The following is a 24711-nucleotide window of genomic DNA, read 5'->3' on the forward strand; positions in this document are numbered from 1 at the left end:
ACTTTTATTTAACACCAAAGATCGCCATAAATGTTCCGGCTGCAACAGCAGTACCGATAACTCCGGCAACGTTTGGCCCCATTGCATGCATCAGCAGGAAGTTTGTAGGATCTGCCTCTGCTCCGACTTTCTGGGAAACTCTGGCTGCCATAGGCACCGCAGATACACCTGCAGAACCGATCAACGGATTTACCTTTCCCTTCGTAGCCCAACACATCAGTTTACCAAACAATACACCTGCTGCTGTACCAAACGCGAACGCAACCAGACCAAGGATAACGATCTTGATCGTATCCCAGTTCAGAAATGCCTCTGCACTGGTCGTAGCGCCTACAGATGTACCAAGCAGGATGACGACGATATACATCAAAGCATTGGAAGCCGTCTCTGTAAGCTGTCTTACAACACCACTCTCTCTGAACAGGTTTCCAAGCATCAACATACCTACAAGAGGAGCTGTAGTAGGCAGGATCACACATACAACGATCGTAACAATAATCGGGAACAGGATCCTTTCCAGTTTGGACACAGGTCTTAACTGTTCCATCTTGATCTGACGTTCTTTTTTCGTCGTCAGAAGTTTCATGATCGGCGGCTGAATGATCGGCACTAATGACATATAAGAATATGCCGCCACCGCAATCGGTCCCAAGATCGCTGTCTGCTGCAGTTTTCCTGCCAGGAAGATAGATGTCGGACCGTCTGCTCCGCCGATGATCGAGATCGCAGCAGCAGCTTTATCTGAGAATCCCATCGCCATAGCTCCAAGATATGCCGCAAAAATTCCGAACTGTGCCGCCGCACCGAGCAAAAAGCTCTTCGGATTCGCAATCAACGGACCAAAGTCTGTCATTGCTCCAACTCCTAGGAAAATCAGAGATGGAAGAATAGACCATTCATCAAGTACATAAAAATAATAGAGAAGCCCGCCTGTTCCATTTGCCGCTTCATCAGCATGCAGCATAATATCCGGATAGATATTAACAAGCAGCATACCAAACGCAATCGGGACAAGCAAAAGCGGCTCAAAACCATGTCTGATCGCTAAATAGAGAAAGATACACGCAACGCCGATCATGATCAGGTTTCCGACCGTAAGATTCATGAAGGCAGTCTGCTGTACAAGATTCCCCAGCGTATTTGAAATATATTCCATTTGTCAAACCTCCTGGTAAACTAGTTTAATGTAGCCAGTACTGCTCCTGCTTCAATGGCGTCGCCTACTGCCACATCGATACTAGCAACTGTACCCGCTTCCGGGGCTACTACTGGGATTTCCATCTTCATAGCTTCGATAATGATGACTGTATCTCCCGACTGTACACTCTGTCCTACATTTGCTTCGATTTTAAATACCTTTCCCGCTGCTCCGGCTTTCACCTGAATGCTTCCTGCCCCTGCTGCTTTCGGTGCCGGTGCTGGTGCAGCCTTTGGAGCTGCTTTCGGTGCAGCTGCCGGTACTGGTGCAGCCGGTGCCACGCCCGCGCCTTTTTCTTCTACTGTTACATCATACACATTTCCATTTACTGTAATTGTATAGTTTTTCATTTTCGTTTCCTCCTGATTAATTCCATTTATTTGATTTTCTTCTCTTAATTGAACGGACAATAAAGCCGTCTGTAGAAGTTCCTTCCGAAGCAGCTACTGCCGCTGCGATAACTGCAGCCAGTTCTTCGTCTCCCTGATCAGGCTCTGATACAGCTGCCTTTGGCTCTGCTTTCGGTACAGCCGGCGTTTCTGCTGCCTCTGTCTTAGCCTGTTTTTTGAATTTCTTTTCAATTGCAGGAATAAACTTAAACAGGGAAATAATAAATGAAATAAAAATCAGTACTACGAATACAGTTCCCATACCTAATATTGTATTCAATCCTGCTTTTTCAAGAATTTCTCCCAGTGAATACTCTGCACTGACAGTCAGGCTTTCCATATTCATATCTTCATCAAAGACAAATTCGATCGTCCCGTCTCTGTCCTCAAAGTCTGCCGGAGCTGTCAATTTCACACCTTCATTTGTCGTTTCCATTTCAAACGCGTCATTTTTCTGATAGGTGCCGCATTCTTCCTGCCCGGCCTTCCACGCTTCGATCATCGTCAGAAAATCAGCCGGTTCCATTTTAATCCCTGATTGAAGCAGAGTCAGATTCAATTCTAAGTCAGACATAGATTCAAAGGTTTCAAAATCCTCCTCTGTCATCATGCTGAAATTATAGAGAATCATATTAGCCTGTTCTTCCAGGGTGCTTTTATCATATTCTTGTACATCGGACTTGCTGCCACATCCTGTAAAGCTAAGGACGAGAATGAGGACAAGTCCTAATAAACTAATTTTTTTCTTCACTTCGCCTCACCTCACTAAACCGTACCGTGCTTTTTGTCCGGACGATCCTCTCTCTTTGTGAACAGCATTTCAAACGCACCGATCACATATTTTCTTGTATCTGCAGGCTCGATGATCGCATCTACATATCCTCTTCTTGCCGCAGACATTGGGCTCGACTGCAGTTCTTTATATTCTGCCGCTTTCGCCTTTAACATATCCGCATCCGCATCTGCATACATGATCTTTGCCGCAAGCGCAGAGTCCATCATTCCAATTTCTGCTGACGGCCAAGCATACACCATATCTGCTCCTATAGATTTACTGTTCATAGCCACATAAGCGCTTCCATATGCCTTTCCTACGATCACATTCACTTTTGGAACTGTTGCGTTTGCAAATGTATAAGTCATTCTTGCAACGGCTCTGGCCATATTTTTCTCTGATTCCACTGTTGCCGCAAAACCGGACACATTTGTAAGTGTCAACACTGGGATAGAAAACGCATCACAGAAATTCACAAAATCAATTGCCTTTTTACAGCCGTCTACAGTAAGTCCACAGCCAAATTCCGCGGAAACCTTTCCTTCTTCATCATATGCCTTAGAACGATTTGCAACGGCGCCTACTGTCATTCCGTTCAGACGCAGAAAACCTGTCACCATATCTTGAGCGTACTCTTTCTTTGTTTCAAAAAAGTTCTGATCATCTGCCAGCATAGCAAGCGCGATCGAAGTATCTTCTGCCGCGTTTGCAATCTCTGCGCAGACACGGTTCAGATCATCTGTGCACTCTACGTAAGAAAGATCATCTTCATAATTAGCCGGGATCATACAGATAAGAGACCGTATCTGTCCCAAGATTTCTTCTTCTGTTCCGATCCCATCTACCAGACCTGCTGTTGCACTCTGGTACTGCGCACTGGATGTATCACATTTAGAAATTTCATTTCCTTCCAGAGCATTCGGAGAATTCACGAACAATCTTCCTTCTTTACTTTCCATAAAAGTAAAATCCGTAAGTCCCGGTACAACGGCAAGGCCACCGCCGCACATGCCGAAGATCGCCGTGATCTGTGGAACCACGCCGGATGCCATAGATTGTTTGTAATAAACACTTCCAAACGCCTCAAGAGCATCTGTCGCCTCCTGCAGTCTTAAGCCCGCACAGTCGATCAATCCGATGACCGGCGCTCCCATTTTCATTGCCATATCATAAATATTGGCAATCTTCTTGGCATGCATTTCGCCAATAGCTCCCTTTAATACAGTTGCGTCCTGGCTGTATACATACACAAGATTTCCGTCGATGACCCCATATCCTGTAATAACGCCATCAGAAGGAGTCTCTTGTTCCTGCAGATTGAAATCCGTGCTTCTGGCTGTAACAGCACCGCCGATTTCAACGAAGCTTCCCTCATCAAGCATAGTGGCAATTCTTCTGCTTGCTGAGTTTCCTGTTGCATTGTAGCTCATATTCTAGCCCTCCATATAAATAAATTTGTTTTAAATAAACCAAAATTTCTGCCAATTATAAGTATATAACATCTACGTTAAAAATTCAATTCATAAATACCCAAAATGACATTTTTTTCACATAATGAAATCCCGCTATTTTCAGAATGAAATCCCACTCTCTAAAACTTGCAAGATCACTGTATTTGTCGTGTCTTCTTTAAAATTTTCAAAGACATATGACAAAGTTTTTCCGCACAACGGATAAGGCTTTTTTACATGCATTTTTTCTATTTTCTTTCATAAATATTAAATGTAAAACAGACTGTCTCCCCTCTTCTTCCCCCTCTTTTCTTGTCTACATAATGAAAAATCACAAAACAAAAATTGCAATTATCTCTTCTACAAAAAATAACTATTTTTTATAAAACACGAAGAAAAACAGCTATAGCGGCGTGTCTGTGTAATGGGACGTCCAACTATAACTGTTTTCTCTATTTTCTCATTTCTTAAATCAAGCCTTTCTGTTTCTAAACTGTACTGGTGTGATATTATACATTTTCTTAAATATACGATTAAAGTGTTCTACGTTTTGATACCCTACAGTTTCGGCTATACTCTCAACGGTAGCATTGCTGCTTCTGAGCATGGCTCTTGCTTTTTTCATTCTTACTTTTTTCAGAATGTCGCCAAACGTCATACCGGATTTTTCTTTGATATATTTAGAAAGATACGGTTTGGAAAGGAAGAATTTTTCCGACAGATCATCCAGCGTCACTTCCTTGTAATTGGCATAAATATAATTCGTGATTTCTAAAAGTCTTTCATCCTTGCAGGAATCCAGATTCGCAATTTCTTCTATCTTATTTACAGCCACTACCAAAGCCTCCACCGACGCTTTGATAATATCTGCGTCAATTCCAACACCCCAGTATTTCTTTTTATTACAGATCACACCCACATAAGCAACCGCTCTGGAGGAAGACCCTTTTGTCAGCGAATGTTCTTCATAAAACGCAAGTTCATAACTAATATCAAAATACTGCTTGATCGCATTGCTGACTGCATCCAGACGCCCATTTCCTACGCCCATGATCACACGATCATTTCCTTTGTGATGGATCGTCGCCTCTGCTACGATCCCATCTTCCTGTTTAAAATGACATGCATCGACTGTAAACGTGGTCTTTGCATTAATATAATGGTCTTCAAAAATATGGTATACCCAATCTGGAGTCAGCTCTTTGTGTGCTTTGTCCGATACATCTTTCACAAGATATCCGACTTCCTCCTTCATTTTTTCCGGAAGGCTGATACCAAAACTCTGTTTTAAAATATAGTTGATTCCACCTTTTCCTGACTGACTGTTGATCCTGATCACATCAGAATCATATCTTCTGCCTACATCCTGCGGATCAATGGGCAGATAAGGAACCGTCCATGTACTGCAGTTCTTTTCTTCTCTCCATGCCATTCCCTTTGCGATCGCATCTTGGTGGGAACCGGAAAATGCTGTAAATACTAATTCTCCCGCATAAGGCTGACGCGGTGAGACCTTCATCCGTGTAACTCTCTCATACACTTCGCATATATCACTCATATCCGAAAAGTCCAGTCCCGGATCCACCCCCTGTGAAAACATATTCATAGCCAGCGTGATAATATCTACATTTCCGGTTCTCTCTCCATTTCCGAAAAGTGTGCCTTCGATCCTGTCTGCCCCTGCCAGTATTCCCAACTCCGCATCACTGATCCCAGATCCTCTGTCATTATGTGGGTGCAGAGAAAGTATAACATTTTCCCGATAAAGCAGATGCTTATGGAAAAATTCTACCTGGCTCGCAAATACATGCGGCATTGCATTCTCAACTGTCGTAGGAAGATTGATGATCGCTTTATTCTTCTTCGTCGGTTTCCACACTTTTAAGACCGCATTACATACCTCCAGCGCATACTCCACCTCTGTCCCCTGAAAACTCTCCGGACTATATTCAAATGTAAAATTTCCATCTGTTTCCTGTGCCAGTTTCTTTAAAAGTTTCGCACCGTCCACGGCAATCTTCTTTATCTGTTCCTTGTCTTTTTTAAACACCTGTTCTCTTTGTGCCACAGACGTAGAATTGTATACATGTATAACAGCATGAGGTGCCCCTTTTACTGCTTCAAATGTCTTCCTGATAATATGCTCTCTGGCCTGTGTAAGTACCTGTATTGTCACGTCCTCGGGGATCATATTCTGTTCGATCAGCGCCCGCAGGAATTGATATTCTGTTTCTGAAGCGGCAGGAAAACCAACTTCAATCGACTTAAAGCCTACATCGACTAAAAGTTGGAAAAACTCCAGCTTTTCTTCCAGACTCATCGGTTCGATCAGAGCCTGATTTCCATCCCGCAGATCCACACTACACCAGGCAGGAGGCTTCTCTATGTAATCTTTTTTCACCCAATCATAACATTCTTCTGGAGGCATAAAATAAGTTTTCTCGTATTTCGCACAGTTTTTCATTTTTCTTCTCCTTATATTTTATCAATTTCATTGTCTTTTTTTATTTTCCCTTATACTACCACAGTAATCCCCTATATACCAGTGGCAATATTAATCATTTATATTGATTTATTTTAACCTACGCATTCTCATTTAAAAAATATTTTCGAAAAACATATGTACTACTCCAGAAAAAGGAACGCTTTTCAACGTTTTCTTCTGCTAAAATTTCATATTCCGCAAGCTTTTCTTCTCCAACCGAATATACCGCTTTTCCGATCACACTGCCCTTTTTTACAGGAGCTGTTATTTCCTCCGGTATTTTAAATTCTACCGTGATCTGCTCATCTTTACGTAAAAGGAGTTTACATTCTTTCCCAGTTACCGATACCGCTGTTTTCGCTTTTTCTCCCGGCAGGAAAGTTTTTGATACGCCATTTTGTACGAAAATCGTATGGACCGGAAGATCTTTCCATACGTCTCTATATTGATAATTATCCAGTCCATACTGCATAAGCTTTCTTGTATCTGCCCATTTATATCCTTTATGGTTCGGCCATCCGCAGGCAAGAAGAACCACGATAAAGGTCCTGCCTCCATCAGTCAGCGCCCCTACATAGCAATATCCTGCATCTGCCGTAAAACCCGTTTTTCCCGAAATTGCTCCCTCCATCATGGCAAGAAATGCGTTGTGATTAACACAATGATACTCTGCAGTGCCTTCACAGTCTGAAAAGCTATATTCTTTCATCTGTGTGACCGTAAGAAACTCTTTTGCTTTTGGTGAACTCGTAATACAATATTTCATGATCACTGCCAGTTCTTCTGCTGTCGTATGATGGTTTCCGGTTTCATCTTCTCCATCCAGACCATTTGGCGTGATAAAATACGTATGGCTACAGCCTAATTCTTCTGCCTTTTCATTCATTTTTTCTGCAAATTTTTCTGTGCTTCCCGCAATATGTTCTGCTACCGCAACAGCCGTATCATTATGCGATTCCAACATCAAAGAATACAAAAGGTCTTTTAAATAAAACGTCTGGCCTTCACGCATACCTAATTTTACCTGCGGCTGTACTGCCGCCTCTTTGCTCACTGTCACTTTTTCTTCCGGTTCTCCCAGTTCCAATGCCAGTATACACGTCATGATCTTCGTCGTACTTGCCATAGGACGTTCTTCTTGTCCGTTTTTCGCAAATAAAATACGCCCGCTGTCTGCATCCATCAAAACTGCTGACTGGGCGTATAAATTTTGGGGTTCCTCTATTTTCTGTTCTGTTTCTTTTGTCTTTTCTTCCTCCAAGGCTTTTAAAGACATTCCCGGCAGTGAAATAAAAATAAGTGTCAAAAAAAGAATCACGCATACTATCCGTTTTCCCATACTGCCTCCACAGTATACTCTTACTACTATCTATGTTGCCTCCGGATAAAATAGAACACTTATATATCCAGTTTCAACTGCGCCTCATCTTCCGCTTCCTCCTTAAAGTGTTCGATCTGTTCTTCGTTCAGAGAAGGCAGATCTTCTAAAGACTGCACGCCAAACCGCCGTAAAAATTCTTCTGTCGTTTTAAATAAAAGCGGTCTCCCCGGAGCCTCCATCCTGCCTGCTTCTTCCACAAGTCCATATTCTACCAGTTTATTTACCGCATGATCTGATTTCACCCCTCGGATTTTCTCAATCTCTAACTTTGTCACCGGCTGTTTATATGCGACGATAGACAATGTCTCCAACAAAACATCCGTCAAAACATATCTCTTAGGCTGTTTGGCGATCCGGATCAGATATTCATAGTCTTCCTTTTTCGTGCACATCTGAAACGAATCGTCTAATTCGATAATACGTATGCCTCGATTTTCTTCTTCGTAGCTGTCCATCATGTTGTGGATGATCTTTCTTGTCGTATTTTCATCATGTTCGATCGCCGCGGCGATCTTATTCAATTCTACCGAATCACCCATCGTAAAGAGAATAGCTTCAATGATTCCCTGCAATTTTTCAATCTCCATCTGTTTATACATTCCTTTCAATCATAATCTCACCGCAGATATCCGATTGTTCCACATGGATCGTCCCCATTTTCATCAGCTCCAGCACCGCGAGAAAAGTAACGACTGTCTGCATCCTGCTTCTTTGTTTCTCCAAGAGCTGCCGAAAAGAAAATTTTCTATGTTTTTCTATATAGTCTTTGATATAGGCAAGTTTATCATTTAACGTCACTTCTTCTTTTTCTATTTTTCCAAACTTACTTCTGACCGGATCGATCTTTTCGTCCTGTCGTCTTAAAACATCCTGAAACACACGGTGAAGTTTCTGCAAAGTCAGATCTTGCAGCAGCATGTCCAGATCCACAGGTTCCTCATATTCCTGTACCTGAAGCGGTACAGTTGACTTTTTATAAAATACACACTGCGCCTCTACCTGCCTGTCTTTTAACTCCTCTGCCATATATGTATACATTTTATACTGAAGAAGCTGTTCTACAAGCTCCTTTCGTGGATCTTCCTCCTCGCCGTCGTCATTGATCTCTTTTGGAAGAAGCATTTTACATTTAATATCCAAAAGAGTGGCCGCCATCACAAGGAACTCACTCATGATATTTAAATCCTCTCTCGGCATATTTCGTATGTACTCCATATACTGATTGGTGATCTCTACGATCGGAATATCATAAATATCTATTTTATTTTTATCGATCAGGTGCAGCAAAAGATCCAGCGGACCTTCAAACACCTCCAGTTTTACCGGTATCCCCATATCTCCTCCATCTTGTTTTATACACATATGTATATCAACTTTACCCATTATACGGGAATTTTTCTGTTTTCACAAGGAAATCTTTTCAGCCGGATGAACGAGAGATACAGAGACAATCTCCGCTTTATTAAACAGGCGGATCTTGATCGTGTGCATCCCCAGGCCGCGGCTTACGATCACCGCCTGTCCGTTCTCTTTTTGCATTTCTCCGGAATATTTTGGGAATAGTTTAAATTGCGGAGTGATCACTCCTCTCCATCCCGGAAATCTGACAAGTCCGCCATGCAGATGTCCTGCCAACACAAGATCTGCTCCCCATTTTTTATAAGCTTCTGCAAAAGCCGGATTATGGGCCAGCAATATATGCAGTCTTTCTTCTCTAGCATCTCCAATACATTTCTTGATATCTTCCGCGCAGATTGAAAATGTCTGAAATTTTTTATATGTATGCAGCGGCAGTTCCAAGCCGCTGATACAAAGAGCCGTCCCTCGTATATCTATATTTACACTTTCATTTTCCAAAAAATATACACCGGCTTTTTGCAGCATCTTCTTGTAGTTTTCATATGCACTGCAAAAATAGTCTTCTCCTTCTTTCATTCGCTGCTCGTGGTTCCCATTTACATAATACACGGGACAGATCCGGGGCAGCCGGCTTACAAAATCAAGCGCCGGCTTTGCCGAAACGCCCCGCTTCCCTATCAGCATGTCTCCGCCGATCAAGATAAGATCAGGCTTTTCCTCCCCCACAGCCTCATATAGCACTTCATTCGTATTTCCATATATTTTATTGTGCTGATCACTTAAAAAGAGGATCTTTATTTTTTCGGACGAAGGGGATACTTTTTTCGTCTGAAATACATATTTTGTAACTTGAAATATTTTTTGTTCTCTATACATTTCTCCAATACATAAAAGCAACGCTGCCGCTGCCATCCCCCCTAATACCCCTAATGTTTTCAATCTGCCATCCCCCTTATGCTTCTGGTACTTTCTTGTCATTATGCCATATCATGTCTTTTTCTATTATAAAACATAGTCTATATTTGGTACAGACTTTCTTTTTTTCTCTCACAGGCAGACGGCATACACTTTTTGCGCTGTCAAATACATACTTGTTTGAAGACCCTCTTCAGATGATCCCATATACCTGCCTTTTTCACGTTTTCTTCTGCTATGATCATTGTACTGCCTATTTCTTTTCCGTTCAGTTTATAGATAATTTTTCCAATCTGTTCTCCTTTTTTCACAGGCGCTTTTACCGGTTCTTTTATTTCCACACTTTTTGTAATTTCATTTAAGTTTGCCCCGGTCGTGTCCATATATGTAAATGTCTGTGCATATCCGCAGGCAGCCTTCTCGTGGACGCCGCCTTCAACAGCAATTGGCTTCATCTTCTCTGGTTCTTCATCTCGATAGACCTGGCATTTTCCAAAACCATAATTTAACAGTGTCGTAGCATCCTTAAATCTTATTTTTGAATTTTCCGCCGCCATAACGACTGCGATCAGTTCCACACCGTTTTTTTCTGCTGTAGCAGAAACACAAAATTTCGCGTCCTCGGTAGAGCCGGTTTTCAATCCGGTCGTATACTCATACTGTCTTACAAGTTTGTTTGTATTCGTTAGCCCAAATTCGGAACTTCCTTTTCCCGTCGTATGCGTGATGTTTTCCATCCACACCATACAGTATTCGTGTATCTGAGGATATTTTGTGATCAGCTCTCTGGACATCAACGCAATATCTCTTGCACTTGTTTCATGTCCTTCTGCATCCAATCCATTACAATTGACAAAATTTGTATTTTCCATTCCCAGTTTTCTTGCCCGTTCATTCATCTTACGAACAAATTCTTCCTCATTGCCGGCTATATATTCTGCCATTGCCACACAGGCATCGTTGGCGCTTGCAACAGAGATGCACTTGAGCAGCGTATCCACCGTCTGCATTTCTCCGACCTCCAGAAAAACCTGTGAACCTCCCATGGATGCGGCATATTCCGAGGTTGTCACTTTATCCTCCAATGAAATCTTGCCTTCTTCTATTGCATCAAATATCAGAAGAAGCGTCATGATCTTAGTTACGCTTGCCGGGGGTCTTTTTGTATCTGCGTCCTTTTCGTATATCACACTGCCCGTAGATGCCTCCATTAAGATCACCGACGGCGCACTGACTTCCAGATCATCTGTCTGTTCCGTATTTTCTTGTACTTCTCCTTTCTCAGTCTCTTCTATGGTTTCCTCCTGTTCCTCCTCATACAAAATCTCTGTTTCTGCCGGCATGGCATATACACTCTGCACACATAATAAGGCACTTAAAAGTACTCCCAAAACTGCTTTCATAAAATAACTCCCTCTACTATATCGTCTATTATCAATATAGTAAAGGAAGCTTGAAAATAGAACAAAAATCCTTGTCATAAAAGTACGACAGCGTACTGTCCAATGAAGTCGTAAATCTCTGTAAATTCTTCCTGTTTCCGGTCGATCGTTCCCATAAGTGGATCCTGAACGATCAAAATATCCTCTTCTAAATCATACCCGGAAAGCACGACACAATGTTCCGTATCATACCACGGAAACGTACTTTCTTCCTGTTCTGTCAAAATAGGAGGTTCCATGTACATAGAAGTCCACACAGCCACCGGATGTCCATCCGCTACATAATGGAGTAATTCTTCCATACTTTTTCCTGTAAGATCCACAGCCTCTAGAGAAGATTTTTGGGCTGTGAGATATTTTTTTGCTGTCTGCACGATCGTGGGCGGAAAACAACCTGCTCCTTCATATGTAGTCGGATTTCCTACGTATCCTTCATCCAAATCCCAGTTTTTACTATAGACCAGATATTCCTCGGCAATGGTCATCTTTTCCAGATCAAACCCTTCGTACGCAAGCAGCATAGTCAAGGATACCGCTTCACAGCCAGTAGGAAGTTCCGGTTCCTGATAGATTGGTTCCACATCCAAGGCCACTGAAGAGGGCAAGCGCTTTTTTTCTATCTCCCTCATCATTTCTTCTATACTTTTGTTCTGTTTACTGCTTTCATATTTTTTCTCTGAAGCCGGCACATCCGATGCTTCCACGTGTTCCTCGGAAAGACAGGCGTTTTCTGTGATCACACTTTCACATCCGGCAGTACTTACCATGGATACCAAGAACAGTAAAAACGCCACTATATTTCGACCCCTCTTCATATATATTTATATCCCTTCCTTTTTCATTTGCTTTTCCCTGACCGTTGTGTCGCCACACCATATACAACACTTACTTTCCACGCATCCTGATTGCGTATTTGATGACACCCTCTTTCTTATTTTCAAATATATCATATGCTTCTATACTATGCTCCAATGCAGTCCGATGTGTGATCATACATTCTGTATTCAAATTTCCCTTTTCAATTTCCTCCAATATTTTTTTACAGTCTGCCGCATCTACTCCTCCGGTCTTAAATGTCAGATTTTTTCCGTACATATCCGGAAGCGGGAGGATCTGCGGGCTTTCATACATTGCTACGATACCGACCACTGCATTGGGACGCGCGATCTTCCACGCTAGCTCAAATGTCTCACAAGTTCCGGCTGCTTCTATTACAAAATCTGCACCTCTGCCTTCTGTCAGTTCCCGTATTCTTTCCTCTATACGATCTGATCCGGAATCTAGTACTACATCTGCTATCCCTTTTTGTTTCACCACTTCCAGCCGCTGCTTATCTATGTCTATGGCGATAAGTTTTGCCGGATGGTACAGAGCCGCACAAAGCATTGTGCAGATCCCCGCCGGACCAGCACCGATCACAGCCACCGTATCTTCCGGATGTATCTCTGCCATTTTTGCCGCCCAGTAACCGGTAGAAAGTAAATCTCCTGTAAAAAGAGCTGCTTCATCGCTGACAGATGCCGGTATCTTCGTCAGTCCATTATCCGCATAGGGAATACGTACATACTCTGCCTGTCCGCCATCTATCCTACATCCTAACGCCCATCCGCCATTTTTATCCTGGCAGTTGTTCACATACCCTTTTTTGCAAAAATAACATTCTCCGCAGAATGTTTCCACATTGACTGCCACTCGATCGCCAGGCTGTATTTTCCTTACCGCGCTTCCGGTCTGTACGACTTTTCCCACAAATTCATGCCCCAGTATGACACCTTCCTTTGCCTTGGGAACCATCCCGTGTTTGATATGAATATCGCTGGAACATATGGTCGTTAATGTTACTTCCACCAACGCATCTGTGTCTTCCCGAAGTTCAGGTATCGGACGTTCTTCCAGCCCAATCCTCCCATTTCCATGATATACGACTGCTTTCATATTCTTTTTTCTATCCTCCTGTTCAACCACAAAGTTTATAACGTTTCCAGAAGCCTTTCCAAGGAAAATAAATTCTCCTTTCTTAAAAGCTGCTCCAGGATCTTTTTATTTTTATCCGAATGTTCCACTTCCCGCGCAAACTGATGTACCAAATCCGCCGCCTCTTCCAGGCTTTTTTCTTCTTCCATATTTTCTATATCCATCGCCCATAGCATTTCCCGCAGCAGGATCGTACATACGAACGAAAATTTACATTTGCTGTAGGCGTCGCTGTCATATACGGCTCCGCAGAAATAGGTAAACAAAAAATAAACCATGATCTGTTCTGTCCAGATCTCCATTTGCCTTCCCCCACTTTTTTCAGCCTGTTTCTCAGACGTTCGTTTCTTTTGATCGTGTCTCTGCCGCAGCGCAGATAAATAAGCGGGCCATTCTTTCTTTAATACTTCCAGCTTATCCAGCAGCCGGAAGCATTCTCTTATAATACTTTCTTTCTCTTTGAGGTACCCCTCTTTTTTTCGAATCTCTTCTACTCTTTTTTGAAACCACACAAGCCCCTCCGGCTGCTCATATCTTGCAAAAAGCTTCCCTGTTTCTGACAGTGCATTTTTGTCGATCCGTTCCTGCAGATCATGGGACATCGATAAGACCATTGCCATTCTTGCGTCAATGGGATGCTTCCTGTCTTGTAAAACAGCGATCATCAAATCTCTGGCATCCATCAGCTTGGTAAATAAGAAAAAGTCAAATTCAGAATAGTCTCTTTCCTCTTTGTCTGTTTCTGCTGTCAGAAACCTTACCGGCTCTTTCATCCCCAGTACAATTTTAGCTACTTCAGGACAAGATAGGCAAAGCGAAATTTCCCTAAGTCCTTCATATTCTTCTATATGCCTGGGATACTGCCTGCATGTCCTGCACAACATTTCTTTCCCTGCTTCCCGGTAAATATCGCATAGATTTTCCTCATTTAAAAATGCACATCTTCCCCTGTAGGTCCGAAAGGAACCTTCCTTCCAGTCAATCTCATTTTTCAGACGGTTCCCAAAATCTGTTTTTGTTTTTTTGTATTTTCTCAAAGAGTTTTTATCGATCATGATCTTCCAGCCTGCACAGCAAGTATCCGGGCATTTCCCTGCCGTGCACGTAAATTCTTTATAATAGTGCAAAACTGTATACTGCATATTCTTTCCTCCTGTTTTTATTGTAACATGCCTCTGCTCATCTGCAATACAGCAAAATGGTTTCGCTGTCATTTTTCTTGATTTTTCCTTTTTTATGGCGTATATTTATCATGGGTAGAATAAATAATGAACAATAATAAGGAGGTTGGCATGGGGACTCGTACATACTATGAAATCCTTGGCGTATCCCGCGATGCAACATTGGAAGAAATCACCAGCGCAAAAAATGCGCTGGCAAAAGTCTATCATCCAGATGCAAATATGCAAAACGATATTGATACAACTGCATATATGCAGGAAATACTGGAGGCTTACCGGATACTTTCTCATCCGGAAAAAAGAAAAAAATACAATCAAAAATTATTCGGAAAACAGCAGCGCGTCTTCCGTACTTATACAATGACAGATCTAAAAGAAGAAAAAACTTCTTCCCCTTCTTTTGTTACCTACTGGAACGCTGCCTGCAAATTGAATGAAACGCTTGAACAAAGTATTCATCTGATGGAACATAAGACATCGAAAAAACGCCTTCCCCAAAAGCTGTTCAAAAAAATAGGGAAGGATGCAAAAGAAAATACATTCCGTACTCGCCAGCTGAATCAATTATCTCTGCAGGCGATCCAATATATCGCTATTTTAAAAAATGCTGAAATCCCGATGGATTACTGGAATCTTGACGCTATGAACTGGGTTCTGGTTCACTGGGGACAAAAACAAAACATAGATTATCTTACTCTGTTTGCCAGATATGACGCTTTCGTAGAACAGAATAAAACTAATGCGGAAAAACTACGGCTGAAATCTTGCAACCGGCAATTTCACCACAATTTGAAAAAATTGCTCTCCTACGCTTTAGAGGCGTAGGAGACATTCTTTGAGGAGGGCTTCACAGCCCTCTTTTACATCCTCGTACGTTGTGTCAAAATCACCTGTATACCAAGGATCTGCAATATCTCTTGGATAATCTGAAAAGTCCAGAAGACGATATACCTTTTTCTTCGGATCCTCCCCTAAAATCCGCAGCATATTCCGCAGATTCCACTCCTCCATCCCGATCAGATAGTCAAATTTCCTATAGTCCGCCTTCTCCATCTGGCGTGCCTTGTGGTCTCCGCAGGGAATCCCTACCTCTTTTAACTTACGACGAGTGCCGTGGTGAACGGGATTGCCAATTTCCTCTCGGCTGGTGGCCGCGGAATCAATATAAAACGAATCCGATAGGTCGGATCTATGTACCAAATCTTTCATAACATATTCTGCCATGGTGCTGCGGCAGATATTGCCGTGGCAAATAAATAATACTCTAATCATCTATGTAAAACTCCTTGAATTTACTGTATTTCCTTGATGTATCGGCATTTTCTTTCGCTTGCTGTTTCCTCTCATTCGTGGCATACCGTAGCATAAATTAGCACATCTTTTACCTCAAAAGTAGTACAAAAAGTAGTAAATTAAGGGCTGAATACTCATTTTACTACTCGCCATTTACTACCCGTTTCAGTTCCTCTTTCGCGTCGTCATAGCCTATATGTGTATAAGTATTTAACGTGACGCTAATATCAGAATGTCCCATGAGGTACTGTAAAGTTTTAGGGTTCATGCCGCTTTTAGCCATATTAGAACAAAAAGTGTGACGGCAAACGTGTGGCGTAACCTTTGGCATTTGCACTCTATAAATACTATTATACTTCTCGCAAATATGCTGAAAGTATTTTTCCCAGTGCAAGGCTACCATAGGCATATCGTTTTTATCCAAATATAAGAAGCCACATTTACCTCCTACAATAGGTTCAACCCTCGGTTTCTTTCTACTGGAAATAATACGTTGAAAGCACTTATAAACTTCATCTGTCATAGGGATTTCTCTTGTGCCACAAGAAGTCTTTGTATCTTCAATTACATACTCCATATTCCGTTTTCTTTGTAACTGATGATTGACACTAATTTTTCTATTCTGCATATCCAAATCTGATAATGTCAATCCCACAAACTCTGAAATACGAAGCCCTGTTTTGAATAAGATAAAAATCCCCTCATAATATCTGCAAAAGTGCTTATCATTTGCCACAAATTCAAGAAATGCTCGTTCTTGCTTTCTTGTAATTGCTTCTCTTGTTACGCTGTCGTTTACAACAACCGTAGCAAGCTGAAATTCAAACGGATTTTTGCGTATCAAATCATCATCTACCGCCATTTGAAAAGCTGGTCTTATAACACCTCTGATAGAATGAATAGAGCTATACCCGCGCCCGTCCTGCTGTAACTTTATCAGCCAACATTTTGCGTCGGACAGTTTCACTTTATCTATCCGCTTTTTACCAAAGTCCTCTTTCTTAATAATATTGAGAACAAAATTGTAATTTGCTTCTGTGTTATGCCGTACTCCCGTTTTTTGTAAAAGATATTTCTTTACCAGTTCTAAAACGGTCATTTCCCCACCACGCGGGACGATTTCATCATCAATCGCTTTCATTATCTGCTTTTCCTTTTCCCTTAATGAAAGGTCGTCGCGCTTTCCCTGTGGTGTCTTATCTGTCTTTTCTAATTTCCAACTATAAACAAACTGCGGTTTACCTGTTGTATCAATATATTTGAACGCATATCGTCCGTCCCGGCGTTGGCTCTCTCCATTGCGAAGAATACGATTTTTGCTATCTCGTCTTTTTCCGCTCATGTCTATGCTCCTTTCGTACAAAAAGAGCCTCGCCACGATATATTAAATTATATCATAAGCAAAGCCCTTTTTCTATCCTTTTATCAAGCAGCACTCAAAGCGGAAAGACTATATAGCCTATCCGATATGGCTACTGATTATCCTATATTTGTTAAATTGCTGTCAGGTCATTCAGAAAATCTTCAAATCGTTTCCTTTTGATAAGAAACTTTACTCCATTTTGAATAATAAAACCGGAGTCCAAATTATCTGAAACAAGTTTTCTTAATTTCTTTTCTCCAATATTAAAATAAATTACTGCTTCATCAATCGTTAAACAAAACTTATTTTGTATCTGTATCTGTGTTTCATTATTCATTTATTCTCTCCCCTTTCTTGAACTATAAAACTATTGTAAAATTATAAAGGCTCATCAGACGGTTTTAGCAAACCTCACAAGAATTTCACTTCCGCATGGTTCTCATGCAGCTCTACCCGTTGTCTGCGACGCTTCTAACGCTCGGACTACGGCGGTAAAGGAGTATCATTATACCGATATATGGATTGTGGCGACAGAGTTGCTAAATCTGCTTTGGAACGCTGATAGTTTTCGCTCGTTTTGTCCCTCCTTTCGGTCATGGCGTATCAGCCCAACGGCTCCCCATATATCGAATGTATCTGATTTGCCTTATGCTGCGTCGCCGTTCTATTGCGCCGCTTTCTTTGTCAAAGAACAGAGGGCTGTCCTGCGATATGGAACGGAAAAGGGGGAAGCGTTCCAATACCGCGTTGGTTTATTCAGCCCTAAATATGAGAATTGCCCTCATTAGTTTTGCTTGCAGCCTTTCGCGTATTTCTTCGTCCACTCCAAAATAAACATTTCCTCGCTCGTCATAGAGCTTTCGCATGGAAAGACTTGCTATGTAGCCGCTGAAATGCTGCAATACAATCTTCATTGAGTCCGGGTCGCCTTTGCTCGCCGCCAAAATAACGGGATAGGGAACAAGGGCAGTTTCCGGGTACTCGGTCGGTTTACCATTCAATCCATTCATCAGCGTTTTCCTCCAAATATTTTTTTAACTGCTCAAAGGAGCTTGTCCGGCGATACTGTACCGTACTTCTTGAGATATTGAGCTGCTTTCCGATTTCTATATCAGTCAATCCCTCAAAGTAATACAGCAGTACAATTTTGCGCCGTTCTTCGGGTAAAGCCCGGATAGCTTCAAGCAGCAATTTTGGGGTTATTTCCTTTCCTGCCATTTGATAGGACGGCTCTGCTTCTTCGTCTTGAAAATACTTATCGACGGTATAAAGCTGCCGTTCCTCATGCAAGGCAAGGTTGGAAAAAGTAACCTCCCGAACTCTGCGCCGACGAATTTCCTCATGGGCGTTGCACGCTTCATTGTGAAGTACTGATTTACAGAACTTTTGAAACGCACATTGCTTTTCAAATTCCCTGCGATTAGGTGTCATGGTGTTCACCTCCTTTCTGCCGAAAGGCGGTAGTACCTCCCCTTTTCGCGGGATAATACAGGCGACTTTTTGCTTTGCCAAAAAGGGGGCAAAGTTTTTGAAAAATCTTCTGTAAAATGCGAAATGCGCCTGCCTGCAAAATGCAGACAGACGCATAGGAAATAACAGCAGTATTTAATTGATTTGACAGTTCATCTACATAGCCGGAATAACCCGTCGGTGGATAATGGCTTTTTTTGATAGTAACCCATTAGACAGGCATAAGAAAAAGGACATGGCGATACCTCCTTAATACCGCCATATCCTTATAAAAGGGCGACTTTAACACACCCTCTGTATTCTTACTTTTGGAAAAAGAAAACAGCGGCTTTGATTGTTATTTCAAAACCGCTGCTTAACGCTGCTACAATCGTTTCCCGTTAGAGTAACGGTTTTGTTGTTGGTAAATATCAGCAATCATAAAACAGATTGTAGCTATCAACAAAAAGAACCGATAACCACAAGGAAATATCCTCATGTGTTATCGGCTCTGCGTCTGTGCGTCTGGCTCTTTGATAACTGAAATATTTAGTTTATAGACATTGATTAGGGTTTCTTGCTTGCACTTTGGACAGTACAGAGGAAAATTTTTTAATTCAGTATCCTCCCGTATTTGCAGTCGTGTTTTATTTTTGCAAACCGGACAATAAATCCAATTTTCACTATTCATCATTATTTACCTCTATGTTTAGCTTTTCGTTTTTCTTGACGCAAAGCATACTGGCGTTCTTTTTCAACTTCCCGTTGTTCTTTACTTTTAACTTTTCGTTCCATTTTGTTTTGTTCATGTTGAAGTTTCAACGCCTGTTGTGCTTTGGTTCCCATTCCTTTATTTTGTAACTGATTGTTGATTTCTCGTTGCATACGCTTAGGATTGATTTTTCGTTCTTCTGTTATTTCTGATTTGATAGGAGGACTGAATTTAAGACTATTCCAATTTTTTAGCAAAAAATCGTAAACTTCATAGTCTTTAGGTTCACTACCAAAAGTGATTTTACAAACCTCATAATATCCCTCGTCAAATCGTTCATATACGCCAATCCAAAATGGAGCTTCAAACATGACCGTAAAGCTACTTTTTATAGCCATAATATCATTCCTTACTCATCTGCGCTTCAAAGCTGTCAAGCCATTGTAAAAGTGAATTATAAAGAAGTTTCTGCTGTTCAAAAATTGTTCTTCCTACAAGTGGAATAGTAGCATATTGAATTGCATAATCTTCATTAGCTTTAGCAGAGATTTTTATACTTTCTCTTAATTGAGCAATAAGTTTAATCGCTTCATTTGAACTAACCTTATTCAAATTTGCAATTACCACATTAAAATCAAATAAGAGGGGAACATCTTGAGAAGCATAGGTAAACATTAACTTTTCAAAATATTCTTTTCCTTTCTCTGTAATAGAATAAATCGCTTTATCAGCAAATTTATCTCCTTTTACAATATCACTTTCTAAATAGCCTTTTTCTTTTAATTGCAGAACTTTTCTATAAATTGACGACACACTTATTTTAGTCCACTTTGATAAGTTATGATATTCTACATCTTTCTGTATGTCATAAGCACTTTGCGGTTTCTCTAACACGATACCAAGCACCACTAAATCTATTGATGACATATTATTTCTCCTTTCTTTTTACTATTATCAATAGTACTATTGTTAATAGTAAAAGTCAAGAGAAATATGGGCTGTGTTTCCTTTATAATAAATATCCAAGATTACCGGATTGAATAGCGGCAATATTTTTAGATATTCTCTCTTTAGACCAATCCCACCATTTTAATTTGAGCAATGTATCAATCGTTTCCTCATTAAATCTTTTTCGTATCTGTTTTGCCGGTACACCTCCCACGATTGTATAAGGTGGAACATCTTTCGTTACAACTGCTCGCGCTCCGATAATAGCACCGTCGCCAATCGTAACGCCCGCTAAAATGACTGCTTCATAACCAATCCAAACATCATTTCCGACAACAATATCTCCTTTATTATCCCATGCCTTTGTAATGTCTTTTACGTCTAATCCCCATTCTTCAAAAAAAATAGGAAATGGGTATGTTGATAAGGACGATAATGTATGATTTGCACTATTGAAAATAAACTTTGCTCCACACGCGATTGAACAAAATTTCCCAATTATCAATTTGTCTTGATTGATAGGGTATTGATATAAAACATTATTTTTTTCAAAGTCTTTTGGTTCTTTCACAAAATCATTATACATAGTATAATCGCCCACTATGATATTAGGGTTAGTGATAACACTTTTAAGATATACCGTTTCTTTATCTTTTGAACGTGGATAAATTTTCTGTAACATAATGGTTCCTCCCTTATCGCTCTAACGGAAAAGTGAATGTTTGAATACATTCAAAATGGTTATTTTCTACATAATATACGGTTTGCTCTTTGGCAGAATACACGAAAGAAACTCTCGTTGCCCATGCACCCTCTTGACGTACATCATAAAGTAATTGAATTGCGTCTGAAATTGAAAAATCGGGGCTATATTTTTCTAATTTTTTCAAAGCACGTTCATATCTATCGTCCCCCGGAACAATAAAATCTTTTGTACTTTCCGGCTTCATCAAAGAATAGTTCGTTATCAAGGAATATTGTTCGCGTTCTTCTTTATAGCCTATTCCCGGTTCAATGATTAAAACACGTCCATGACTGTCTGATAACATTGCCTGCATGGTTGCGTCCGGTGCATAAGTAACTTGCTTTGCCTTTACAATTTGGAGTACCTCATCAAAAGAAATTTGTGCTTTAATAAACTGTTCTGTCAAGTCGGCAATCGTTATACAGTCAGAATTATCTCGATATATTCCGGCAGGATTGTCATGCACATATAACAATGTCCCAACATTTCCATTCCTATTGATACCATGATAAGAGTGGTATGTACCGTCCGGTCGTAAAATACCTATATAAAAGCGTTCTTTTTCTTTTATCACTTTATGTTTCCACACTGCAAGGTCAATATCAAAATTAAATCCTGTAATCATGTCATTCCCATTATAAACAAATCGGGTACACATAATAGTTCCCTCCCATGTATTTTAAATATTTCTTCTTTATCATACAGTTCGTTGAAAAATTTTTCTATACTCTATATAATACCGAATCAATCTGTATAAAAATAAGAGGCTGCACTCGGCAGCCCCTTACCTTACTTTTGATATATAATTTTCCGAACCGCATATAAAGATAGGCAATATTTTTCGGCAAGACAATTTATAGAAATACCGCTTTGATATTCTTGTTTTATCTTCTGGTTACGTTGCTCTAATTCTTTCCTGTAACCGGAAACTTCTCCCCAACGCTTTTGTTGCTCCTGTTCGACAGGAACATAAATATATTCGCCTTGAACATAACTTTGTAACTCTTTTACCAATGCGTCCGGAAGAATAACTTGTGCATTTTTATATTTCATGCAGGCTTCCTCCTTGATTATGATAGTCAAGTTACAAAGCCAGCATTATTTTGCGACTATTTTACTCCATGCAACCGTCGCAATCTACTGGCTTTGCATGGAGAAAATCTTTGTTTCTCTTTTTGGTGTTGATACACATATAAATCACTTCTTTCAATCAAATAGGGATTATTGTCAGTATATCATTTTCATCTCAAAAATACAACGCTGCTTTTAATATAATATGCTCTATTTCTATCCGTACTATGATATGTGTAATCATATCTCAAAGAAAAGAGGAACAGTAAAATGTAGTTGGGTGAAATGACTATGAAGCAGAACAAAGAAAAATTCGATTTTAAGGCTTTCGGGCAAGCCATTAAAGCAGCAAGAAAAGCAAAGGGAATATCACGCAATCAGTTAGCCGACACACTGAATATTGCGCCCCGGTATATCGCGTCCATTGAGAACAGCGGGCAGCACCCAAGTTTACAGATTTTATATGAGCTTGTAACCCTGCTTGACGTATCAGTAGACCAGTTCTTTTTCCCGGAACGGGAACAGGAGAAGTCCACACGCCGCCGTCAACTTGATACCATGCTTGACACAATGAGCGAAACAGACTTAAAAATTATGTCTGCTACTGCAAAAGGTATAGAGGAAGCCAACAACGACAAGACGGGGGAATAAAGTTCCCTCGTTTTTGTCTGCATAAAGTGATTGAAGCGTCGCAGGATTGCGGCGTTTTTCTTTTGCGCTTTTTTTGGCATACTGGGAGTTTCGTTGTAGTGATAAGTGAGGAAAAAACTTTCTTAGCAAGCATAGGAAAAGAGTACCCTTTTCCGTATTTTCCCCCTCTTACCCTGCGGTGCGTCGGTTGAAAATTGCTTGTTGGGAAGTGTCCCAAACCCTCGGAACGGAAAGGAGCGATTGCATGAACGGACGCAAAAGAAAAGTACAAATCAAATTCTATGTAACAGAGAAAGAACGGGCGTTGATTGAGCAGAAAATGAAGCTCGTCCCTACCCAAAACATGGCGGCGTATCTTCGCAAGATTGCTATTGACGGCTATATCATTCAGACAGACCATAGCGATATAAAAGCCATGACAGCGGAGATACAGAAAATCGGGGTCAACATCAATCAGATTGCAAAGCGTGTCAATGCGACAGGCAGCGTCTATCAAGAGGACATAGAAGAAATAAAGGGGGTGCTTGCGGAGATATGGCGGTTACAAAGATTAAGCCTATTAAAAGCACGTTAAGCAAAGCCCTTGATTATATCCAAAACCCGGATAAGACAGACGGGAAAACACTTGTGTCCTCCTTTGGGTGCAGCTATGAAACGGCAGATATTGAGTTTGAATATACTTTGTCGCAGGCTCGGCAGAAAGGGAACAACTTAGCCTTTCATCTGATACAATCGTTTGAACCGGGAGAGGTGGACTGTGAGAAAGCCCATGCAATCGGAAAGCAGCTTGCCGACGCAGCAACAAAGGGACAGCACGAATACGTCCTTACCACCCACATAGACAAGGGGCATATCCATAACCACATCATTTTTTGCGCGGTCAATTTCGTTGACTACCATAAGTACAATTCCAATAAGCGCAGCTACTACGGCATACGGAACATGAGCGATAAGTTGTGCCGGGAAAACGGGCTGTCCGTTGTCGTTCCGGGTAAAGGCAGTAAGGGAAAAAGCTATGCGGAATATCAAGCGGAAAAGACGGGAACAAGTTGGAAAGGCAAGCTGAAAATTGCCGTTGATACGCTTATCCCCCAAGTAGCAAGTTTTGAAGAATTATTGCAGCGGTTACAGGCGGCGGGCTATGAGATAAAGCCGGGAAAATATATCTCCTGCCGTGCTCCCGGACAGGAACGGTTTACCCGCTTAAAAACCCTCGGTGCAGATTATACAGAGGAAGTAATCAGAGAACGGATTGCAGGCAAGCGCACAAAGGCGGCGAAAACTCCCAAAGAGCAGCGCGGCGTATCGCTGCTTATCGACATTGAAAACAGTATCAAGGCACAAGAGAGCCGGGGGTATGAACAGTGGGCTAAAATCCACAATCTGAAACAGGCAGCAAAGACCATGAATTTCTTGACGGAAAATAATCTCACGCAGTATGCAGATTTGACCGCAAGGATAGCGGAAATCCAGACGGAAAGCGAACAGGCGGCAGAGGCATTAAAGGGCGTGGAAAGGCGGCTTGCGGATATGGCGGTGCTGATGAAGCACGTTGCCACATACCAAAAGACCAAGCCAGCCTATGACGCATACCGCAGGGCAAAGGACAAGGGCGCATACCGGGCAAAACAGGAAAGCAGTCTGATACTCCATGAAGCAGCAGCAAAGACACTCAAAGCGTCGGGCATTACCAAACTCCCCAACCTCGCCGCCATGCAGGAAGAATACGGACATCTCCAAGCGCAGAAAGAAGCCCTTTACGCCGATTATGGAAAGTTGAAAAAGAAAGTCAAGGAATACGATGTTATCAAACAGAACATAGACAGCATTTTGCGGCAGGGGAAAGAGCCGGAACGTGGAAAGGAAACAGAGCGCGGATAAAGTCTATATATGGAATATCTCAAAGAATTATGGTAAAATATATTTATT

At 41.3% G+C, this 24711-nt stretch carries 28 protein-coding genes; 4 read left to right on the forward strand and 24 right to left on the reverse strand.

Translation table 11 applies throughout. The features are described 5' to 3' along the window. Positions 1-4: 4 nt before the first annotated feature. The 13 genes from BN3282_RS12380 to fliB form a co-directional block, all read right to left on the reverse strand. Entirely contained in the window at positions 5-1156 is a 1152-nt protein-coding gene (locus BN3282_RS12380) for a sodium ion-translocating decarboxylase subunit beta (RefSeq protein ID WP_059069622.1), read from the reverse strand. Positions 1157-1176: 20 nt separating this feature from the next. Beyond that, complete coding sequence (locus tag BN3282_RS12385) at positions 1177-1548, reverse strand: biotin/lipoyl-containing protein (protein WP_059069623.1); 372 nt, start codon at positions 1546-1548, stop codon at positions 1177-1179. Between the two features lie 16 nt (positions 1549-1564). Then, the gene (locus tag BN3282_RS12390) at positions 1565-2338 is read right to left on the reverse strand and encodes an OadG family transporter subunit (RefSeq protein ID WP_059069625.1); all 774 of its coding nucleotides are present in this window, start codon (positions 2336-2338) and stop codon (positions 1565-1567) included. Positions 2339-2352: 14 nt separating this feature from the next. After that, positions 2353-3792 (reverse strand): acyl-CoA carboxylase subunit beta, encoded by a 1440-nt coding sequence (locus BN3282_RS12395; protein WP_059069627.1) that lies wholly within the window; start codon positions 3790-3792, stop codon positions 2353-2355. Between the two features lie 493 nt (positions 3793-4285). Continuing rightward, the gene (locus BN3282_RS12400) at positions 4286-6277 is read right to left on the reverse strand and encodes a 2-isopropylmalate synthase (RefSeq protein ID WP_059069630.1); all 1992 of its coding nucleotides are present in this window, start codon (positions 6275-6277) and stop codon (positions 4286-4288) included. A 118-nt stretch (positions 6278-6395) separates the two neighbouring features. Then, positions 6396-7637 carry a D-alanyl-D-alanine carboxypeptidase family protein gene (locus BN3282_RS12405; RefSeq protein ID WP_059069632.1) on the reverse strand — a complete coding sequence of 414 codons (1242 nt, stop codon included), beginning with the start codon at positions 7635-7637 and terminating at the stop codon, positions 6396-6398. A 59-nt stretch (positions 7638-7696) separates the two neighbouring features. Next, complete coding sequence (scpB, locus tag BN3282_RS12410) at positions 7697-8266, reverse strand: SMC-Scp complex subunit ScpB (protein ID WP_059070471.1); 570 nt, start codon at positions 8264-8266, stop codon at positions 7697-7699. A 4-nt stretch (positions 8267-8270) separates the two neighbouring features. Beyond that, positions 8271-9014, reverse strand: a complete 744-nt coding sequence (locus BN3282_RS12415) for a segregation and condensation protein A (RefSeq protein WP_059070472.1) — start codon at positions 9012-9014, stop codon at positions 8271-8273. A gap of 69 nt (positions 9015-9083) precedes the next feature. Beyond that, positions 9084-9977, reverse strand: coding sequence for a metallophosphoesterase (locus BN3282_RS12420; protein ID WP_242866635.1), 894 nt, complete (start codon positions 9975-9977; stop codon positions 9084-9086). Between the two features lie 140 nt (positions 9978-10117). Then, on the reverse strand, positions 10118-11356 hold the full coding sequence (locus BN3282_RS12425) for a D-alanyl-D-alanine carboxypeptidase family protein (RefSeq protein ID WP_059069634.1): 1239 nt from the start codon (positions 11354-11356) through the stop codon (positions 10118-10120). 74 nt (positions 11357-11430) lie between these two features. After that, positions 11431-12210, reverse strand: a complete 780-nt coding sequence (locus BN3282_RS12430; protein WP_059069637.1) for a C39 family peptidase — start codon at positions 12208-12210, stop codon at positions 11431-11433. Positions 12211-12280: 70 nt separating this feature from the next. Then, positions 12281-13330 carry an alcohol dehydrogenase gene (locus BN3282_RS12435; protein ID WP_059069638.1) on the reverse strand — a complete coding sequence of 350 codons (1050 nt, stop codon included), beginning with the start codon at positions 13328-13330 and terminating at the stop codon, positions 12281-12283. A gap of 35 nt (positions 13331-13365) precedes the next feature. Further along, complete coding sequence (fliB, locus tag BN3282_RS12440) at positions 13366-14511, reverse strand: flagellin lysine-N-methylase (protein ID WP_059070476.1); 1146 nt, start codon at positions 14509-14511, stop codon at positions 13366-13368. 150 nt (positions 14512-14661) lie between these two features. Between fliB and BN3282_RS12445 the strand changes: the two genes are divergently transcribed. Further along, positions 14662-15375 carry a J domain-containing protein gene (locus BN3282_RS12445; RefSeq protein ID WP_059069640.1) on the forward strand — a complete coding sequence of 238 codons (714 nt, stop codon included), beginning with the start codon at positions 14662-14664 and terminating at the stop codon, positions 15373-15375. Here BN3282_RS12445 and BN3282_RS12450 read toward each other — a convergent pair. From BN3282_RS12450 to BN3282_RS12500, 11 genes are all read right to left on the reverse strand, one after another. Then, positions 15364-15822, reverse strand: a complete 459-nt coding sequence (locus BN3282_RS12450; protein WP_059069642.1) for a low molecular weight protein-tyrosine-phosphatase — start codon at positions 15820-15822, stop codon at positions 15364-15366. The genes BN3282_RS12445 and BN3282_RS12450 overlap by 12 nt on opposite strands. Positions 15823-15985: 163 nt before the next feature. Then, positions 15986-17185, reverse strand: coding sequence for an integrase DNA-binding domain-containing protein (locus BN3282_RS12455; RefSeq protein ID WP_032509761.1), 1200 nt, complete (start codon positions 17183-17185; stop codon positions 15986-15988). A 151-nt stretch (positions 17186-17336) separates the two neighbouring features. Continuing rightward, positions 17337-17543 (reverse strand): excisionase, encoded by a 207-nt coding sequence (locus BN3282_RS12460; RefSeq protein WP_032509762.1) that lies wholly within the window; start codon positions 17541-17543, stop codon positions 17337-17339. 415 nt (positions 17544-17958) lie between these two features. Next, a complete protein-coding gene (locus BN3282_RS12465) occupies positions 17959-18216 on the reverse strand; it encodes a helix-turn-helix domain-containing protein (protein WP_032509763.1) in 258 nt (85 codons plus the stop codon). Next, on the reverse strand, positions 18197-18637 hold the full coding sequence (locus tag BN3282_RS12470; RefSeq protein WP_021395650.1) for an RNA polymerase sigma factor: 441 nt from the start codon (positions 18635-18637) through the stop codon (positions 18197-18199). The genes BN3282_RS12465 and BN3282_RS12470 overlap by 20 nt, the downstream gene beginning before the upstream one ends. Positions 18638-19157: 520 nt before the next feature. After that, positions 19158-19346: a cysteine-rich KTR domain-containing protein gene (locus BN3282_RS12475; RefSeq protein ID WP_032509796.1), complete on the reverse strand. Its 189-nt coding sequence runs from the start codon at positions 19344-19346 to the stop codon at positions 19158-19160. A 2-nt stretch (positions 19347-19348) separates the two neighbouring features. Then, positions 19349-19765, reverse strand: a complete 417-nt coding sequence (locus BN3282_RS12480; protein WP_032509764.1) for a YjdF family protein — start codon at positions 19763-19765, stop codon at positions 19349-19351. Between the two features lie 4 nt (positions 19766-19769). After that, a complete protein-coding gene (locus BN3282_RS12485; protein ID WP_032509765.1) occupies positions 19770-20294 on the reverse strand; it encodes a PadR family transcriptional regulator in 525 nt (174 codons plus the stop codon). An 82-nt stretch (positions 20295-20376) separates the two neighbouring features. Continuing rightward, a complete protein-coding gene (locus tag BN3282_RS12490) occupies positions 20377-20997 on the reverse strand; it encodes a CatB-related O-acetyltransferase (protein WP_032509766.1) in 621 nt (206 codons plus the stop codon). Positions 20998-21010: 13 nt separating this feature from the next. Continuing rightward, the gene (locus tag BN3282_RS12495; protein ID WP_032509767.1) at positions 21011-21718 is read right to left on the reverse strand and encodes an Ntn hydrolase family protein; all 708 of its coding nucleotides are present in this window, start codon (positions 21716-21718) and stop codon (positions 21011-21013) included. Positions 21719-21849: 131 nt separating this feature from the next. Continuing rightward, on the reverse strand, positions 21850-22113 hold the full coding sequence (locus BN3282_RS12500; RefSeq protein WP_032509768.1) for a CD3324 family protein: 264 nt from the start codon (positions 22111-22113) through the stop codon (positions 21850-21852). A gap of 309 nt (positions 22114-22422) precedes the next feature. Between BN3282_RS12500 and BN3282_RS12505 the strand changes: the two genes are divergently transcribed. The 3 genes from BN3282_RS12505 to BN3282_RS12515 all read left to right on the forward strand — a co-directional run bounded on the left by BN3282_RS12505 (position 22423) and on the right by BN3282_RS12515 (position 24663). Next, a complete protein-coding gene (locus BN3282_RS12505; RefSeq protein ID WP_257341972.1) occupies positions 22423-22782 on the forward strand; it encodes a helix-turn-helix transcriptional regulator in 360 nt (119 codons plus the stop codon). A gap of 244 nt (positions 22783-23026) precedes the next feature. Further along, positions 23027-23356, forward strand: a complete 330-nt coding sequence (locus tag BN3282_RS12510; protein WP_032509769.1) for a plasmid mobilization protein — start codon at positions 23027-23029, stop codon at positions 23354-23356. Further along, a complete protein-coding gene (locus tag BN3282_RS12515) occupies positions 23317-24663 on the forward strand; it encodes a relaxase/mobilization nuclease domain-containing protein (RefSeq protein WP_032509770.1) in 1347 nt (448 codons plus the stop codon). The genes BN3282_RS12510 and BN3282_RS12515 overlap by 40 nt, the downstream gene beginning before the upstream one ends. The last annotated feature ends 48 nt before the right edge of the window (positions 24664-24711 follow it).

It is taken from the genome of Mediterraneibacter massiliensis (assembly GCF_001487105.1).
Taxonomy (GTDB): domain Bacteria; phylum Bacillota; class Clostridia; order Lachnospirales; family Lachnospiraceae; genus Mediterraneibacter; species Mediterraneibacter massiliensis.